General features: G+C 53.2%; 15 protein-coding genes. 8 read left to right on the top strand and 7 right to left on the bottom strand.

The genetic code is table 11. The features are described 5' to 3' along the window. Positions 1 to 257: 257 nt before the first annotated feature. The gene (locus tag ABIE48_RS18040; protein ID WP_145024400.1) at positions 258 to 890 is read right to left on the bottom strand and encodes a GyrI-like domain-containing protein; all 633 of its coding nucleotides are present in this window, start codon (positions 888 to 890) and stop codon (positions 258 to 260) included. 69 nt (positions 891 to 959) lie between these two features. Continuing rightward, positions 960 to 1934, bottom strand: coding sequence for a helix-turn-helix transcriptional regulator (locus ABIE48_RS18035; protein ID WP_192715434.1), 975 nt, complete (start codon positions 1932 to 1934; stop codon positions 960 to 962). A 168-nt stretch (positions 1935 to 2102) separates the two neighbouring features. Here ABIE48_RS18035 and ABIE48_RS18030 point away from each other — a divergent pair, with 168 nt between their 5' ends. Next, entirely contained in the window at positions 2103 to 2450 is a 348-nt protein-coding gene (locus ABIE48_RS18030) for a hypothetical protein (protein ID WP_192715433.1), read from the top strand. Positions 2451 to 2604: 154 nt separating this feature from the next. Here ABIE48_RS18030 and ABIE48_RS18025 read toward each other — a convergent pair whose 3' ends face one another. Continuing rightward, complete coding sequence (locus ABIE48_RS18025; protein ID WP_192715432.1) at positions 2605 to 5868, bottom strand: FIMAH domain-containing protein; 3264 nt, start codon at positions 5866 to 5868, stop codon at positions 2605 to 2607. A 387-nt stretch (positions 5869 to 6255) separates the two neighbouring features. Between ABIE48_RS18025 and ABIE48_RS18020 the strand changes: the two genes are divergently transcribed. The 3 genes from ABIE48_RS18020 to ABIE48_RS18010 all read left to right on the top strand — a co-directional run bounded on the left by ABIE48_RS18020 (position 6256) and on the right by ABIE48_RS18010 (position 9538). Then, entirely contained in the window at positions 6256 to 7701 is a 1446-nt protein-coding gene (locus ABIE48_RS18020; RefSeq protein WP_089547804.1) for an ABC transporter substrate-binding protein, read from the top strand. 94 nt (positions 7702 to 7795) lie between these two features. After that, the gene (locus ABIE48_RS18015) at positions 7796 to 8689 is read left to right on the top strand and encodes a carbohydrate ABC transporter permease (protein WP_192715431.1); all 894 of its coding nucleotides are present in this window, start codon (positions 7796 to 7798) and stop codon (positions 8687 to 8689) included. 15 nt (positions 8690 to 8704) lie between these two features. Next, a complete protein-coding gene (locus tag ABIE48_RS18010) occupies positions 8705 to 9538 on the top strand; it encodes a carbohydrate ABC transporter permease (RefSeq protein WP_145024411.1) in 834 nt (277 codons plus the stop codon). Between the two features lie 184 nt (positions 9539 to 9722). Here the strand turns inward: ABIE48_RS18010 and ABIE48_RS18005 are convergent, their stop codons facing one another. Together ABIE48_RS18005 and ABIE48_RS18000 are read right to left on the bottom strand one after the other, a co-directional pair. Further along, positions 9723 to 10259, bottom strand: coding sequence for a DUF1697 domain-containing protein (locus tag ABIE48_RS18005; RefSeq protein ID WP_145024413.1), 537 nt, complete (start codon positions 10257 to 10259; stop codon positions 9723 to 9725). Between the two features lie 68 nt (positions 10260 to 10327). Then, a complete protein-coding gene (locus tag ABIE48_RS18000) occupies positions 10328 to 11335 on the bottom strand; it encodes a tetratricopeptide repeat protein (protein ID WP_354519417.1) in 1008 nt (335 codons plus the stop codon). 221 nt (positions 11336 to 11556) lie between these two features. Between ABIE48_RS18000 and ABIE48_RS17995 the strand changes: the two genes are divergently transcribed. Further along, positions 11557 to 12132 (top strand): TetR/AcrR family transcriptional regulator, encoded by a 576-nt coding sequence (locus tag ABIE48_RS17995; RefSeq protein WP_192715429.1) that lies wholly within the window; start codon positions 11557 to 11559, stop codon positions 12130 to 12132. Between the two features lie 2 nt (positions 12133 to 12134). Then, positions 12135 to 12953 (top strand): DUF2785 domain-containing protein, encoded by an 819-nt coding sequence (locus ABIE48_RS17990; RefSeq protein WP_192715428.1) that lies wholly within the window; start codon positions 12135 to 12137, stop codon positions 12951 to 12953. A 118-nt stretch (positions 12954 to 13071) separates the two neighbouring features. On the opposite strand, the gene ABIE48_RS17985 is transcribed toward ABIE48_RS17990, so the two are convergent. Then, entirely contained in the window at positions 13072 to 14013 is a 942-nt protein-coding gene (locus ABIE48_RS17985; protein ID WP_192715427.1) for a copper amine oxidase N-terminal domain-containing protein, read from the bottom strand. Positions 14014 to 14178: 165 nt separating this feature from the next. On the opposite strand from ABIE48_RS17985, the gene ABIE48_RS17980 reads away from it, so the two are divergent. Next, positions 14179 to 14793: an NADPH-dependent F420 reductase gene (locus ABIE48_RS17980; protein ID WP_354519414.1), complete on the top strand. Its 615-nt coding sequence runs from the start codon at positions 14179 to 14181 to the stop codon at positions 14791 to 14793. Between the two features lie 65 nt (positions 14794 to 14858). On the opposite strand, the gene ABIE48_RS17975 is transcribed toward ABIE48_RS17980, so the two are convergent. Then, positions 14859 to 15737, bottom strand: a complete 879-nt coding sequence (locus tag ABIE48_RS17975; protein WP_192715425.1) for a LysR family transcriptional regulator — start codon at positions 15735 to 15737, stop codon at positions 14859 to 14861. A gap of 107 nt (positions 15738 to 15844) precedes the next feature. Between ABIE48_RS17975 and ABIE48_RS17970 the strand changes: the two genes are divergently transcribed. Further along, a complete protein-coding gene (locus ABIE48_RS17970) occupies positions 15845 to 17131 on the top strand; it encodes an adenylosuccinate synthase (protein WP_192715424.1) in 1287 nt (428 codons plus the stop codon). Positions 17132 to 17342 lie beyond the last annotated feature (211 nt).

Genomic DNA, 17342 nt, shown 5'->3' with positions numbered 1-17342 from the left:
GGTTGATAGGTACTTTGGGCAGGGTGGGCGTTTGCTGTCGAGCAGAGGTGTCGAAATGCTCCAAAACGGCGCTTTCTGTGGCACAACAGATATTTTTTGCCTTATCCCATCGGTTAGATAGGTTTATAGAATCGTTATCGTAGGACTAAAGAAAGAGGGAAATGCGAAAGGCCAAAAGACAAAAATCCTCTTGATCTCCCATGAGACGGGAGGCCAAGAGGATCGGAAAGTCCCCCTGCGGGGCTCAGAGGACCTGATCAGTTCTCCTGCTGGATGACAGGATGCCGCAGGATGGTTCTCATTTTATGGGGAGGTGTTCTGCGCGGATCCGACAAATAAATTTCGTGATGCCGCCCCTTTGGTGTCAGGCGCTGGGCCTCAATATACTCGAAAATCTGCCGGATCGTTTCCGGCTCGGTACTGAACGGACCGACATGCAGCATCTGCACACAATCGCCCTCATACAGGCGTTCGAAGCTCACGAAGCGAAGGGGGGCAAGATGCGGTTTCTTGTTCACTGCCAGCATCCGGGCTTCTTCGAATCGTTCGGCCGATACATAGTCCGGTATCCGGATCAGCAGCTTCCACATCCAATCATCCCTTGAAGCGTACATGGCGTCCTGTCCGGAATGGGACCTTGCCCACCAGAGTCCTTCGAGCTTGGCCACGGTAAAATCCTGATCCTCCTGTTTACACATCCCTTTTATGCCATAAGCTACGGTGTAGAGGGCTTCGGTCGCTTCAGCAAATCCTGGTCCGTTTGGATCGCCTTCGCCGTCGATCGTGAGGTAGGGGATCTCATCAAAATAGCGTTTTTCCGGGACTTGAGGGGCGGAATAATATGAGGGGTCCGCTTTGGTCAAATCCAGCTTGCGGTTATCCAATTTCATAAGGTTATACTCCTTTCTTGTATTACAGGATAACCGCATCATACGACAACTTCCCTGACAGCTAGATTGTCAGGGAAGTTTAGGGCTTGTATGATGTTCGGCAATTTCGTGACAAAGTTCGGCGATCCGTTCTCCCAGCAGGGATGGTTCCAGCACAGATACCAGCGTACCGAAGGAAAGAAGAAGGTGGGGCATATAGGTCAGCATCACGGAGGGCGGCATTTCAAACCGAAGCTCCCGGTCCATGTGTTCAGTCAGAAACGGCTGCACGAAATATTGATTCCCGATGGACTCCAAAACATCCGAATCGCCGCCAATTCGCACCGCAACCCAGGATGCGTCCGTTTTCGAATAACCGGCCAAGGTATCCCTGGCCAGCTCAATAAACGTAACATCCTCCGGCCTCGCAAACGTTTCTTCCGTTACCTCCAGCTGCTCAATCCGGTCGACGCGAAACATTCGGACAGAACCCCGCAGCTCACAGTAAGCGGCGACATACCAGCGGTTCGTCCGGTAAGCCAGGCGATAGGGATGGATGCGGCGCATCCGCTCAGCATCTCCAGTCGTGTTGGCATATTGAATGCAGCACACACGGGAATGGGCGGCCGCTTCTTCAAGGTCGGAAAGTAACCGCTTAATCTCCCGGCTTGTTGAATAGGGGACGGCTTCCAGCCCGGCCTGATGGCGCCTTAATTCTTCTCCTTGGTCCTCATTCAGCCGGTGGCTGATTTTATCGAGCGCATGCTCCAGAGCGTCCGCAAACGGATACCCTGCCTGGGAAGCGATCCGTGCGCTGTGAGCCATCGCTTTCAATTCATTGGTGTCAAAAAACAGGGGCGACTCCCGAAAGGAGTCCGGAAGCGTGAATCCGCCCCCATGACCCGGTTCCGCCACGACCGGAACGCCGCTCTGGCATAGGAGGTCGATGTACCGGTAGACGGTGCGTACGCTGACTTCAAGCGCTTCGGCCAATTGTTCCGCCGTCATTTTACCCCTCGACCGCAAAAGCCACAGGAGCGACAGCATATAATCCAGTTTGGGCATATGATGAGCCAGCCTTCCATTTTCATAGTAACAATACAAATAAATGGGATATTCATCCGTTCCCCGTTTGGTTGATATTCCCACAGTACCATGGGCGCGTCCGCGATGCAAAATCGATCCTAAAACCGCTTCAGCACACATATGGTGTAGGTAGAAGGGAGTGGGAAGATGGACAAGATCGTAGACAGGTACTACCTGCTGAAGCAGCGGCAGAGAGAAACGGAGCAGGAATTGAAGCAGCTTCGCGAAGAAATTACCGCCTATTGTGAGAAGCAGCAGGCCGAGCAGCTGGAGATTGGTGCCTACAAAGTGAAGCTGGTATCACAAATCCGCAAGGAATACGACGACCAGAAGCTGTATGAAGCGCTGCCGGACCCGGATTTGTGGCGGCTAATGTCAAAAGTGGACGGATCGAAAATTTCAAGTCTGGTCCGCCTGCGTGTTATCCCGGAAGAGAGGCTGGAGAATACGTACGAGGTCAAGCAAATCAAGCTGCTGCACGTGGATAAAATATAACTTCGAGATAGGAGACTGCCCGGGCAAGGGCAGTCTTTTTGTTGATCCCGTATAGCTTCTCACACCAGGCCAAACAGCCTCTCCGAAGAGAAGCTGTTAGTTGTGTACCATGTCGCAATCGATCGCAGCCAGCCTCTTACGACTTCAACAGACGTTACTTCTTCTCAAGCTGTTCAAGGAACGATTTAGCATAATAGTTCAAAGTGAAGGAAGCTTCGGAAGAAAGATACGCCTGCATATTTTCTTCACCGAGCTGCTTCAGATACTTCTCTAAAAAGGATGCGGCCTGCTTCTTGGAGCCCTGCTCCAAATGATGTTTGACTTGCTTCAGGCTGTTCGTCAGCTGCGGGACAAGCGGGCCTTTGAGGTCGCCTGTTGCCTTGAACTGCTCCGTATAGTTCTCCAGCACCGTCATTAACCCTGGCGTGACCGTCACGCGGTTGGACGCAGCGGATTCTCCGGCGCCGTTCTCCGCCTTGAGGTAATAGGTGTATTCCACGCCCGGCTCGGCCGTGCGGTCATAATACGTATGAACCTTGGCGTACCCAAGGTTGACGACCTCACCGCCGCCTTCCCTGTAAACGTTGGTTTGGGTCTCGCCGCCTTGGGACGTCCAGATGAGTCCGACAAAAGTGTCGCCCACCAGGCCCACTGAGAGATCGGAAGGGGCTACCGGTACGGGCATGGCGATCCGCAGCCCATCTGTTTGATCCGTTTCGCCCATTTCATTGACGGCGGATATTTTGTAGGTATAACCCGTACTGCTTACGCTGATGCTGTCATCGATGTAGTGGGTCGAAGTTATGCTGTCTATCTTGGCAAAAGACTCCTCGTCATCCGCTTTTCTGTAGATGTTATAGCTCTCCGCACCGGCAGCTGGCTCCCAGCTGATTTCAAACGCCGAAGCCGAAGCCGATCCGGCAGCCAGCCCGGCAGGGACTTCGGGCAGCAGGACCGGTGCTGTTGTTGTCGCTGCGGCGACGCCTGACGCCGCGGACTCGCCGCCGATTCCAGTCGCCGTTACTTTGTAGGTGTAGGCCGTAGAAGGGCTTACCGCTTTATCGGTGTAAGAGGCGGAAGCAGCTGTGCCTATTTTACTGTAATTGTCGTCCGCTCCGGCTCTGTAGACGCTGTAGCTCACCGCGCCCGCCACCGTCTTCCATTCCAGCTCGACGGACAAGCTTCTCGCTGCCGTGATGCGGAGATCGGACGGAGCCGAAGGCGCCGGCTGCGAAGCGTCGAAGTTAAGCACGTCTACGGCTTCGGACAGTGGAGATTCGCCGCCGGCATTCAATGCGGAAACGTTGTAAGTGTAAGTGACTCCCTGTTCTACGGCGGTATCTTCGTAACCAGCCGCATGAATGCTTGCGACAGCTCTGGATACCGGATCCTTGGAGGAGGAGCGGTAGATGAGATACGCGCTCGTTCCATCTACGGGAGTCCAATGCAGCGATATGCCGGTACCAGCTGCCGGCTCTCCTGTCAGGCCTGCGGGCGCCCCCTCAGGCGGCTCCGTTTCTGGATTGTCCGGTTTCAAAATCACGAAATAAGGGCATTTCGACGTATTATTATTCGCTCCCATAACGACATGAGAGCCTGCGGGGTAACGCTTTTTGTAGAGCTTATACTCCACAGGCTGACTGTCTGCGATCGTCTCGCCCGTCACCTCGTAGTTTGCGGTCAGCCAATCAGGTTCCGTCGTAATCCTCGAATCGTACGCGATATACACATCGGCGTCCGCCGCCAAATAGAAGGAGACCAGATCGCTGCTCGTCGAGCTTCTGGAGCCTACGGCCGAGCGGATCCATTCCAGACCCTTCAAATGCTCCGGCACGGACTCGAACTTGTAAATCTTGCTGCTGCTGCCGGTCATCCGGTCGCCGAAGACGATGTCTCCAGGCTGGAGATCATCCTGAACCGACCAGTTTGCCGCATTGGCGCTACCGCTGCTGCTATTATCGTTGATGATGACGTTGCGGACCGTTTTCCCGTCCATGCTCGGCGCAGGCACTGGGCCGGGGTCCGGTTCGGCGGGATCTGCCGGTGGAACAAACGGTGGGCCGGACCATGCGGGAGGCGTCATCGGATAGCTGTCAGGGAAGCCGGGAGCCGCCAGATCGTTCAAGTAGGCTTCCAGGTTCGTGTAGCCATCCCTGTCTAAATCGCCGTTTCGGTCTGCCGGGTCGGCCGGATTGAGATCATGCGCGATCTCCCATTCATCAGGCATTCCGTCCCGATCGGCATCGGCAGGTGCCGTGCCTTGCTTCAAAGGGGGGAAACCTGTCATATCATCCTCGTCACCGATAATTACGCCCGTCTGATTGCGGACGCTGTTGATCACGCGTGTGTCTACCGCGTCCCTGGCAAGGGACGATCCGGCGTACTGCAAAATATGATCATAAGCTTGTTCCGGAGCCTCGGTATGAACCAGCGGGTACTCAAAACGTTCGGATACGACAACGCTCGGCCTCTCCGCCTCGACGATGCCGGTTCCGGCGTCCTTGCCGTTCAGCACGCCGTCTTTGTTGCTGTCGATCCGGTTGTTTTCGAGATACACCTGATAATTCTCGTTACCGCGAACGACGGCGTATTCAGGAGCGGCCGAATTTTTGCCAGCGATAAAATAATTCCCGACCACGTTACCGTAGCCCTTGGTCCCGGATTCGCCGCCCGCCACATACGGAAAGTCGCCCCAATTGTAGACTATGTTGTTCACAAAGTCGATTTGGCCCTTCGTTTTCGGGTTCCGGTCGTTATTGTGGGCATAGAGGTTGTGGTGCATCGTGATCGTATTCATCTCGATCAGGCCGCCCATCGAGTGGGTGAGCAGGCCTTCGGAGATGACGGACCATTGGACGGTTATATTTTTGGACAGCGGATTTTCGTAGTTCTTGCTCTTGATGGACAACACTTCGTCCGTGCCCCACGAAAAACTGGAGTGGTCGATGATCACATTCTGGCAGTTTTCAAAATACATCGTGTCGTCGTTAAAGCTTAGGTCGCCCATGCGAAAACGCAAATAGCGGATGACGATATCGTGGGAATCGATGAACCGGATATTGTTTCCCCGGATCGTTACACCATCCCCGGATGCCGTCTGACCGGCGATCGTAATATGGGATTTGTCCTTCACGACGATTTGAGGGATCGTAATCTCGCCGGAGATGTCAAAAACGATCGTGCGCGGCGTATCGCCGGCTGTCATCAGCGCATCGTGAAAGGTGCCCAGGCCTGTGAGCTCGTAGCTCGTGACATGATAAACTTCCCCGCCGCGGCCGCCCGCAGTCGCATAACCGAACCCTTCAGCGCCCGGAAAGGCCGGGAGCAGGGAGTTATCAGCCCGTGCCGTCGGCGATTGCAGCGGGTACATCGATAAAGCCCATACCAAGCATAACAAGAGTGCCAGATAACGCTTCATTTGCAGCCTCCTCAAATTTGAATTGGGATGCTATTCCCGTAAACTCCGCTTTTCCATCCTCCTCTTTTTGAAATGTCAACTAAAATTCATGCCCATTATAGATAGCGCTTACATTTGGTGGCAATCAATGATTCGTACAGCGGGTGTGCAATACGCGGAAATGGGAGAAGGTGTTGAATTTGTTGATTCAGCAGCGGATTGGTTTGTTGAAAGCGGAGATCGAAGAGATTTGCGGGTGTCCTGTAAGTGAAATGGTTCTGTCCAGCCCGCCCCAAAATATGTTGTTATGAAAACCTGAAATGCTAATACACATACATAGTAAAGCGCTTTACTCCAAGGCTTCAAGGCAGAGATCCCAAGGCTTTACATCAAAAAGGAGGGGCAAGCATGGTCAAAGGGAAAAAGAAATGGCTGCTCGGATCCACCGCGCTCTTCTGCGCGTTAACGGTGGCGATGGCAGGCTGCTCAAGCGGCAGCGGCGGTACGAAGACGGCGGAGCCGGGGACGGACACGACTACGACCACGACCACCGGCAATACTGATTCTTCAGGTGAAGGAACCGCCAAGACGAAAACGACGATATCGATCACTTACCGGGACGACGGAATCGGGGAGAAGGGCACGTTCTACAAATGGCTGAAAGAGCTGTCCGAATCGTATCCGAACAAGGATGTGGAAATCAAGCCGACGCCGATCCAGGCATCCGAGGGGGATTATTTTGCCAAGGTCGCTCTGGCGCTGAAGTCCAAGGATACCGCTCCGGATATCGTTACGGAGGATACATTTATCCTCAATTCCGATGCCAGCGCCGGTTACCTGGAACCGCTGGATGATAAGGTCAAGGCTTGGGAGGACTGGACGAACGGCTCCTTTATCGAGGCGATGAAAAAAGGGGTTACGGCCAGCGACGGCAAGGTATACGGAGTACCGTACAACACCGATTCGCGGGGACTGTGGTACAACAAAGAGATTTTCAAACAAGCGGGACTTCCCGAGGACTGGCAGCCGAAAACGTGGGACGACGTGCTGAACGCGGCCCGGACGATCAAAGAGAAAACGAAGGATGTCGTGCCGATCTGGATGAACATGGGCAAGGCGACAGGGGAAGCCACCTCGATGCAAACGTACGAAATGCTGCTGTACGGCACCGGGGAGCGTCTCTATGACAACGATACCAGCAAATGGATCATCAAAAGCCAAGGCATCATCGACGCGTTGACTTTCATCCAGACGGTCAACAAGGAGAAGCTTGGACCTCCGCTGTCCAAAGTGCTGAACGGCCAGGCGGGCAACACCGCGTCCCGCGAATATTTGCCGAAAGGCAAGCTGGCGATTTCGCTCGACGGATCGTGGATTACCGGCAACTACTTTGATACCGGAGCAGCGCCTTGGCCGGAGTATAAAGACGTGCTGGGCTTTGCCCCGATGCCGACCAGCAAAGGCCAGGATCCGGGTTCCATCACACTCGCCGGCGGATGGGCGCTGTCGATCCCGAGCAACGCGCAGCATAAGGACGAAGCGTGGGACTTTATTAAGTACGCTTTGAACAAGGACAATACGAAAAAGCTGGTGATCGCTTCCGGCAACATTACCGTCCGTGCGGACGTCGCCAAGGATCCCGAATATACGGCTCAGCCGTTTAACGGCATCGCCACGGAATACCTGCAGCATGCCGAATTCAGACCGGCGCAGGACAAATATCCGGAAGTGTCCACACAGATCCAGACGATGGTCGAGAGCGTCGCCACCGGAACCTCTCCTGCGGATGCTGCGAAGAAATACGCGCAGGACGTAACCCGGATTGTCGGTGAGGACCATATTGTAGAGAAGTAACGTATCAAAGCTTGCTCATGCTGCGGCTTCCGGCGGGAAGAGCGCGTGGGCAAGCGGTTTTATTTTCAGCTTAGGGGAAGGAGACGTAACCTGGATGAGCAGTTTGACCGTATCTTCGGTGTACAAAAAAAGAAAGTCGTATACGTGGCTCTACTTCCTGCTTCCTTCAATCGCAATCATGCTCGTGTTTTTCATTTATCCGATCCTGTTAACGTTTTTCTATTCATTCACCAACCTGGCGTTGACGGGGGAAGCGGCCAAGGAACTGAAATTCGTCGGCTTCGACAACTATGTCCGCATGTTCCATGATCCCACGGTCCGGGTGAGCATTTGGAACACGTTGATCTTCCTGATCGGCTCGGCTGTCGTCGGCCAGCAGGTGCTCGGATTTATCATTGCGCTCTTGATGAAGCACAAAAACCGGCTGTTTCGCCGGATCATCGGCACGATAGTATTGGCTGGATGGGTCACGCCGGAAATCGTCTGCGCGCTGTGTTTATACAGCTTTTTCGGCGATGAAGGGACGCTGAATGCCATTCTCTCCTTCGTCGGGATCTCCGATGTGACCTGGCTATATACCGTACCGATGCTGACCATCATTTTGGCGAACATTTGGCACGGCACTGCCTTTTCGATGCTGGTATTCCAGGCTGCACTCGACGACGTACCGACGGAGATCGAAGAAGCGGCCGTCGTCGACGGCGCCTCCCGGCTGCAAATCTTGTTCCGGATCACCATCCCTTACATAAAGGACACCATTCTGACCAATATGATGCTCGTCACGCTGCAGACGCTGGGCGTTTTTGGCCTGATCTATGCGATGACGGGCGGGGGACCGGGAACGTCGACAACGACGCTGCCGATTTTTATGTATAACCAGGCTTTCGTCAATTACCAGCTCGGGTACGGCACGGCCATATCGCTGCTCCTCCTCCTGCTGGGCATCGTGCTGAGCCTGTTCTACATCCGCTCGATGAAAGAGCAATAAACAAGGAGACTTCGTATGAACGCGAAACAACGCAATCTCATCTACCGTATTCTGCCGTATTTGATCCTTACCGTCATCGGGATCTGCTTTTTGCTTCCGCTGCTGTGGGTGCTGGTCGCGTCCGTCGATTCCAATGCGCTGCAGTCGCTGAAAATGCCAACTCGTTTCACCGGTGCGAACTATGGGGCCGTGATTACGAATGGCGAGAACCAGCGCGCCTTCCTGATCGGTCTTGTGATGTCGCTCGGCCAAGCTGTCATCGTCGTCGTTCTCGGTCTGCTGGCCGCCTATCCGCTGTCGCGGTATCAAATGAAGTACAAGAAGCCGTTTATGCTGACCATTCTGTTCATGACTTCGCTGCCAATTACGGCGGTCATGGTTCCCGTGTATCAGCTGTTTCTCAGCCTGAAGCTGTACAACAACATCTTTGGCGTCATTCTGTTCTATGTCGCTTCCGCGATGCCGTACGGCATTTGGATGCTGAAAAACTTCATGGATTCCGTGCCGAATGATATGGAGGAGGCCGCATGGGTCGACGGCGCGTCGGTGTTCACAGGAATTCGCAAGGTGGTAGCCCCGCTCATGATCCCCGGGATCTGTACCGTGGCCATCTTTACGTTCTCCGGAAGCTGGGGCAACTTCTTCGTCCCGTACATTTTGCTGCAATCCCCGGAAAACTTTCCGGCGTCGCTCAAGCTGTATCAGTTTTTCGGCCAATACGGCATGGCGGATTACGGCAAGCTGGCGGCATTCTCCGTCCTTTATGCGCTTCCGTCGGTCGTGCTGTATATTTTGTCGCAGCAGTTTATGTCCAAAGGGTTTGGGCTGCAGGGAGGTACAAAGGGGTAAACGTTGCGTTTTGTATTTAGATGGGCCGGGCCGAGTCTACTTGCCGGGTCTATGTCACAAGACGTGAAAAAGCAGGCAAAGGAACGTTCCCGTTCCGCTGCCTGCTTTTTTTGGTAAAGCGGGGTGTTTCCGGCGTGATAGTTTCTTCGTTAGATAGATTTCCAGTGGACGGGCGGCTGGCTGCTTATAACGTTTTGGCCAGCTCGTTCAGCTTATTCATCGTATTCCAGTTACGCGACGTAGCCGGAGCGTCAGCCTTGGACAAATTCGCGGCAAGCTTGGAGTCCCGGATACTTTGCCGGAGCATGAGGTATACGACATCGCCGTCGGTGTGGAAGTCATCTCCGCCTTTGTCTAAGGCCGCCAGCTTGTCCAGCGCTTCCTGGCTGGGCTGTGTGGTGCGAATAGAGACATGGATGCTTTCACCTTCGCCCAAAGCAGAGGCGTCATATGGACATCCCGCGATGATCTGCTGCATTTCCTCCGCAGATTTCAGGGCGACCGATACCGGCTTGCCGATCGCCTTTTCCAAAAACTGCTCAATTTTGGACTTCAGTCCATGCGGCGCTGCTTCACTTTTAAACAAAACGTTCCCGCTTTGAATATACGTTTTGACATCGTGGAAGCCCATGTCCTCGAACATTTTCTTGAGCTCGGTCATTTTCACCAGATTATGTCCGCCAACGTTAATGCCCCGCAGAAGTGTGATATATACTGTCATCCATCGGCCGCCCCGTTTCGTTTTTTAAAACAGTATACCATACATTTACTGGAATTCCGCTTAGGGATTCACGTGTGATCGCTCAGTCGTTCCAGCCGTTCCTCTGCTCTGTGAACGGACAGTGGGAGCTTGAGTACATGCCCTAAATAGAGAGCTTTTTCATAATAGGTACGGGCGGCATCAACCCTTTGTTGAGCGAGTTCAATATCGCCGAGGGCGAGGCAGGAGGAGGACACTGTTCTTAGATATCCCATCTCCTCTCCCAAGCGGGTGGCGGTTTCAGCATGCTGCCGAGCCGTTTCGATCTGGCCGCGTTTGAGGTAAATGTCGCTCAGCAGCAAATGATCCAGCGGCAGATGGGGCTTGAACCCTGCTGTTTCTCGCATGAATAAAGCGTGCTGTGCAAACCTTAACGCTTCGTCCAGGTCTCCGGATTGAAACGCATGGAAAGCAAAGTGGCGGGCAGGCTCGCTCTGCTCTAATGGAAAATGGTGCTCCTCAGCGATTCGGGCTGCCTGGGCGTAATAATTCAGGGCCATCTCTTTCTTTTGCCAGCGTTCATACACGGTACCGATTTGAAAATACGATTCGCTTATACCGCGGTTGTCCTGAAGCTCGACCCTCAGCTGTAATGCCTGCTCATGGTAATTCAGAGCCTCCCTATATTGCCCTGTGGTGTTCTCGATCGTTGAGCTCGCATTGAGTTCAACAAAATAGTGAGCCGTACCCAGGGAACTTAGCGCATCGGCCAGGCCTTTTCGGTCATTGGATTGCTCAGCGAGAAGCCTGGCTTCGTTCAATATGGAAAACATAGGTTCCGGTTCGGCGTTGGTGTAGACATATTCATTGGCTTGTATTTTGCCAAGCTGCAGCAAAATCGGAAGACGCAGGTGCTGCGCCTCACAGATGCCGGTGATCGGGAGAAGCTGATTCAGGATGTGCAGCGCCTCCTTGGACCGCCCGTTCCAAAAGTATGCCGTGGTGATTTCAACCAGTTCTGTTATAGCGTTGTTGAATCTGCCGCCAAGATCACTTTGTGCTTCATGCTTTGTGTCCGCTGCATATTCTTCCACCATTAAATTTCCCCTTTCATAGTTAAAACGTAGATATTCACAAGAACTTAATGTGATATCCCTTTCTTCGCAGAAGTCCGTTGAGATATGATTATTTTAGGTCGGCGCAAGGAAGTGAACCATATACAAATCGCAGCCAGTGTTCAGTTTTGAACAGTAAGGAAGAATTGTTCAGCAGTAGGTCGTTGGATCATGAACGATATCCAACTAAGGGAGGGATCAATATGGCGTCCACAGGTAAAAACGGTGATCGCAGAATCGAGCGCACACGTCAGCTGCTTCGGGAAGGTTTCGTCGAGATGATCCGGGAAAAGGGCTTTTCCGCCATGAGTGTACAGGACATCACGGAGCGGGCGAATGTGAGCCGGGGGACGTTTTACATCCATTACACAGATAAATATATGCTCCTGGAACATGTCATCCGGGACAACTTCGGCAAGATGCTGTTGAATGCCGTTTCGCCGAGTTCTCCGTGGAACCGCGAAGCAGTACGGAAGATCGTGATTGCCGTTCTTCAGTGCTTTGAGGATAAATATAGCCACCGGCAGCCATCCAGCAGGGTACCGGTTTCAATTTTGGAGGAGACCATCCATGAAGAATTAACCCGTTATATCTCAGGGTTGATGAGGAATGATCCTGGATATCCGCTTGATGATCCATTGCAGCTTAAGGCACGGGCAAGGGCCGTTAGTTGGGCTATTTTTGGTCCGGCCATTCAGTGGGCGCGAGAGCCGCGGACAATGTCCGAAGAACAGATGGCAGAGGTTATTTTGTCCGTGGTGGAAGTGGGGAGGAGGTAGCCTTGAAAAGGCGGCTTGAGGAGTTAATAGCCATATCAAAGGAGTCGATGACGCGTGAATTGGCCAACGAAATGATCTCCTTTATGCTGGAGAACATCGGTGCGACTGATCCCCGGCTTCGAGACGAGCTCATATACGCAACATTAGCCCGATGGATACATAACGATTTTTTTAACGAAGACCAACTGGAGCACATTCTGACTAAAGCTACTGATGATAACCATTTATTTTATCAAATTGGTGAATTGTGCACAGATTCGGTGTTTAAACGTTCATTTTCGGCACTTGCTGCTGCAGCCGTATTACAGAAAGACCAGAATGATGTCCGACTTGACCGAGATACCGTAAACAGGCTCCTTGAACGGGTCTGCCAGTATCTCGAAATGGAGCAGGATACGAGAGGATATGTGGAAGGGAAGGGGTGGGCTCACGCGATAGCACATGGGGCGGATTTATTGGCAGCGGCCGTAAAACATCCGCTTAGTCCTGTTGATGGGTCAGTTTGGCGAGTCTTAAATGTTGTGGGTCAAACCCTGTACAAAGGAGACGTTTACACAGACGACGAGGATGAAAGATTGATCCAAGTTTTAATAGCTCTACTTCATCGAAAAGATCGTAGAGAAGTGGATCTCGGCCTTTGGCTGCAAGGGATCGCTCATGATCTAGTTCGGATTCATGCTGATGAGGGAGCCACGTTATACTTTTTTCGCTCAAGAACGAATGTAATGAACTTTTTCAAGACTTTGTATTTTTATCCGGCTGGTGAGGAGTACCGCAAAAATCTTGAAGGCCACATATTGATGCTTCAAAATATGATTTAAAAGCAAAAGTGCACTTAAACGAGTTCATTCGAGCTGAAATTCGGCAGAATGGCTGAGTTTGGTGCACTTTTGATTTATAGACTCCGCATGAATATCTACATGAAGTTATATGCAACATTCATTTCTTCACATCTGTCCGGACCTCATCGGGGAGCTTTAGAATAAGGGTTCCGGACTGCTCCCGGATCTCCCCGTCTTGCGTCAGCTTATATGCCAGTTTGTTCAGCTTTCCATCCGGATCCAGACGTCCCGCCGTGTACGTATTGATGTTCACAATGCTCCCTTCGCGGTAATAAAAATAGGTCGTATCCTTCCAGGGTAACGGTCCGGTTGCGTCCGTAAATTTCTGCTGTGCAAACAGCTCCTCCACAGGTCTCACGCTCGGCGAGATGTGCGCCTGCCAGGTGACGATCTGCATACCACCTCTCAGCTCGATCCTAGACACCAGGTTGTCGGAGATGACGTAATACCGGGTGGCTACCCCTTGAGGGAAGAGAAGGATGGTGCTGAACCCTTCGGAAGTATGCTCGCTGCTCAAGGCTTCATGCTCATAATGCAGGCGACTGTTCATATCGAGCATCATCCGGCGGGCGTCGGCCAGGTCACCTGAATTCAGCACAGCCAGCTGCATCGGATTCAGCGGAGACTGAAACGATACCGTCGTGCCCTTCACCTCCAGACGGTACCCCAGCCATTCACTCCACAATCGCAGCGGTACATACATTTGATTATGTATTCTCTGCATAGGCACATCCAGCTTGATTTTCGTCGACCCATCTCCCTGCTTCACTACAGCTGCGTTTTTACCAAGCGGAATCACAACCTTCTCCGACCATTTGCGGACGGTCGCTGTCTGGGTTTTGGCATCCCAGGATACCGACGCATGGATGGAGTTGGCTAAGGTACGTAAGGGGACCAGCACCCGTCCGTCTTTCAGCACAGGTGCTGCATTCGGGACTTCAACATTTCCCATATATAACTTGTCCGGAACAGCCGCATAGACGGACGAGCCTGACATGAGCAAGCATGCCGCAGTGATCGCCCCAATCATCTTTTTCATACAAAGTTCACTCCTTTTTATCTAAGACGTCTGAATAGGGGAAGAGGTTACCCGGATTAAAAATGTTGATATCATGACTTGCGCTGGAGACGACTCCAGCGATTAGAATGCTTAAGAGAGGGGGCTTGCTCCCCCCCAATCTATCCATTGCAAAGGAGAATGACCATGAAAATAGGTGTGATCGGAACGGGACACATGGGTGGAACGCTAGGGAAAAAATGGGCCGTGGAGGGGCATGAGGTGATGTTCGGCACTCGGGATCCGCAAAGTGAGAGAATTCAAGCTCTGCTTCAGGAGGCCGGCCCTCAGGCACAGGCGGGAACCGTGCGGGAAGCGGCCGCTTTTGGCGAAGTCATCTTGCTGGCCGTAATGGCCGACCAAGTGGAAAGGGTGCTGGCGGAAGCCGAAGCTCTAACCGGCAAAATTTTGATTAATTGCACCATCTGTTTCGACGGGCAGTCGGCAGATATGGAGGTGAGAAGACTGGCGCAGGAGGCTAGGGTTGTCCGGGCATTTCATACCCTTACTTGGGAAGTGCTTGCCCAGCCCCGATACGAGGAGGGAAATGCCACCGTTTATATCAGCGGGGAGGATGCCGAAGCAAAGGATACGGTGGCCCGGTTGTCCCGCGACATCGGGTTGGATCCGGTGGATGTCGGCGATTCCGGAAACATGGAGCGGATAGAGGCCGGGATCGGCATGCTGTGGCAGGCGCTGTCGCCCCGGTTCGGACGCGATTTCGGCTTTCGCCTGCTCCGGCGGGAATCGATGGATGCTTAAAATAGGGCGCGCGACCGTCATTACCCATCCGTGAACCGTAACTCAGGCTGCATTTCGGTTTTCAGCTACGACAAAAAGCCAATAAACCGTTTGGATGCAGCCGAAAGAGGAACGTTTTTGAGCGTCGCAATCCCGATGTGCCGAAGTGGGAGCGGGGGTGTCAAAGGGATTTCTACCAGCTTGCCCGAGGCTAACTCTTCGGTGATGAATTGGCGCGTAATGAAGGTGAGCCCAAATCCGCTCTGGGCAAACTGGACTAAGAGATCGAGGCTGCCAAGCTCGAATTCCGGATGAAGAGTCGTGCCGTGCGCCCCGGCGTAGCTGTCAAGAAATCGGCGCGTACTCCCACCCGGTTCCAGAAGCAGCAGCGGGTACTGGTGAAGCTCCGCCAAAGGCAGCGGCTGCCGTGCCAATTCCGCATACTTCGGATGCCCGACAAGGCAGTCCTGCTGGGGAGCGCTTGGCCGAAAATCGATTTTGGGGTCGTCCGCAGGCAGATTCACGATCCCGAAGTCGATTTTTCCTTCTTTTAACAAGGTGATCGTCTCTGGCGTCGTCCGGTTCGTGACATGCACCCGGATGTCCGGATACTGCTGGTGGAACTGTTCGAGGCATGGCAGCAGGTAGTGTTTGCACAAGGTATCGCTCGCTCCGATATGGATTTCCCCAAGCAGCAGATTTTGCATCTCGGCCATCTTTTTCTCCCCGATGTCCAGCATCTGCATGGCCTGTTCCACATAGCTGTACAACACTTCGCCTTCTGCGGTTAACGTGACTCCTTTTGCTGTCCGGAAAAATAAAGCCCCGCCAAGAGCACCTTCCAATTGCTTCAACGTATGGCTGACCGCAGGCTGGGTAATATGCAGCTGCTCTGCTGCCTTTGTCAAACTGCCAAGCTTGGCTGTCCAGTAAAAAACACGGTACCATTCCATTTGAATATTCATTGTCATTACCTCAATTTATATAGATCATTATTAATATCAATTTTACTTATGTGACTAATCCAAATTATAATGATCGCTGTAAAGGAAAACAAGAGGAGGCCAAACCATTGACCGTAACAGCGATTGTTGGAGCCAACTGGGGCGATGAAGGAAAGGGCAAGATGACGGACGTGCTGGCAGCCAAATCATCTTACGTGGTGAGATATCAGGGCGGAAGCAATGCCGGGCACACGATTATTAACGAATACGGGAAGTTCGGACTGCATATGCTGCCTTCCGGCGTATTTTATCCGCATGTGACAAACGTGATTGGAACTGGAACGGCGCTGGACGTAAACGTGTTGGTGAGCGAACGGGAATCATTGCTGGCAAGAGGCGTTCCTGAACCGAAACTGGCCATATCGGATCGGGCGCAGGTCGTCCTGCCAATTCACCGACTGCTGGATGAGCTGGAGGAGGAACGCTTGGGGGCACGGAGCTTTGGATCGACGAAGCAGGGGATTGCCCCGTTTTACGCCGATAAATACGCCAAGCTCGGCGTGCAGGTGGCCGATCTGTACGATGAAGAAAGACTTCGGCGCCGGCTGCAACAGATGCTGGAAGCCAAAAATGTTCTGCTGACACATCTTTATGGTCATCAGCCTCTAACTCCGGAGGATCTCATGCCGGCATTACTGGAGCAGGGCGAGAAGATTCGTCCGTTCGTGTGTGATACGGCCCAAATGCTGAATGAGGCCTACCGCAAAGGGGAAGGCATTTTGCTGGAAGGGCAGCTCGGAGCGCTGCGGGACCCGGATCACGGCATTTACCCGTTCTCCACGTCCTCCTCAACGTTAGCGGGATTCGCGCCGGTTGGTGCCGGCCTGCCGCCGTATGCCATATCCCAAGTGGTGGCGGTGGTCAAAGCTTATTCGAGCTGCGTCGGTGCCGGCCCATTCGTGACCGAGCTGGCAGGCGAAGAAGCGGAGGAGCTGCGCCGGCGCGGGGGCGATGCGGGCGAATACGGCGTATTAACCGGACGTCCGAGACGCGTGGGCTGGTTCGATGCGGTAGCAACCCGCTACGGCTGCATGATCCAGGGAGCCACCGAGATCGCGTTAACGAATCTGGACGTGCTCGGGTACCTGGACCAAATCCCTGTATGCATCGGATATCAGCTGGCTGACGGGACGGTGACCGACCAGTTTCCAGTGAGCGCGAAGCTGGATGAGGCCAAGCCGGTTCTGCAGCATCACAAGGGCTGGAACTGTGACATTACCGGCATTCGTTCCTTTGAAGAGCTGCCTGAGGCGGCGAAGCGATATATCGAGATCATCGAAGTGACCGCACGGGTGAAGGTAAAATACGTATCCGTGGGGCCTAAACGGGACCAGCTGATCACACGTAATCTATAGAGCGAGAGCGATTCGCCGATGGCGCTGCTTCTGCCCGTAAGCCTCCGGACGGCCTCGAAGGGGCTGCTTTATAAGTAAGACGAGGAAGAATAAATCACGCGAGAACCTGACCGAGACTCCGGCAGTGTTTTCCGAGTAACCAAGCGTCAGAACGGTCCCCTCCGCGAAGGGGGCCGTTTTTTTGTTGTGAAGCGGCAGGCACATGAATAAT

It is taken from the genome of Paenibacillus sp. OAE614, assembly GCF_040546645.1.
GTDB classification, from domain to species: domain Bacteria; phylum Bacillota; class Bacilli; order Paenibacillales; family Paenibacillaceae; genus Paenibacillus_AQ; species Paenibacillus_AQ favisporus.
The sequence above is the reverse complement of the archived record's forward strand: the minus strand, read 5'-3'. Positions and strand labels throughout refer to the sequence as shown.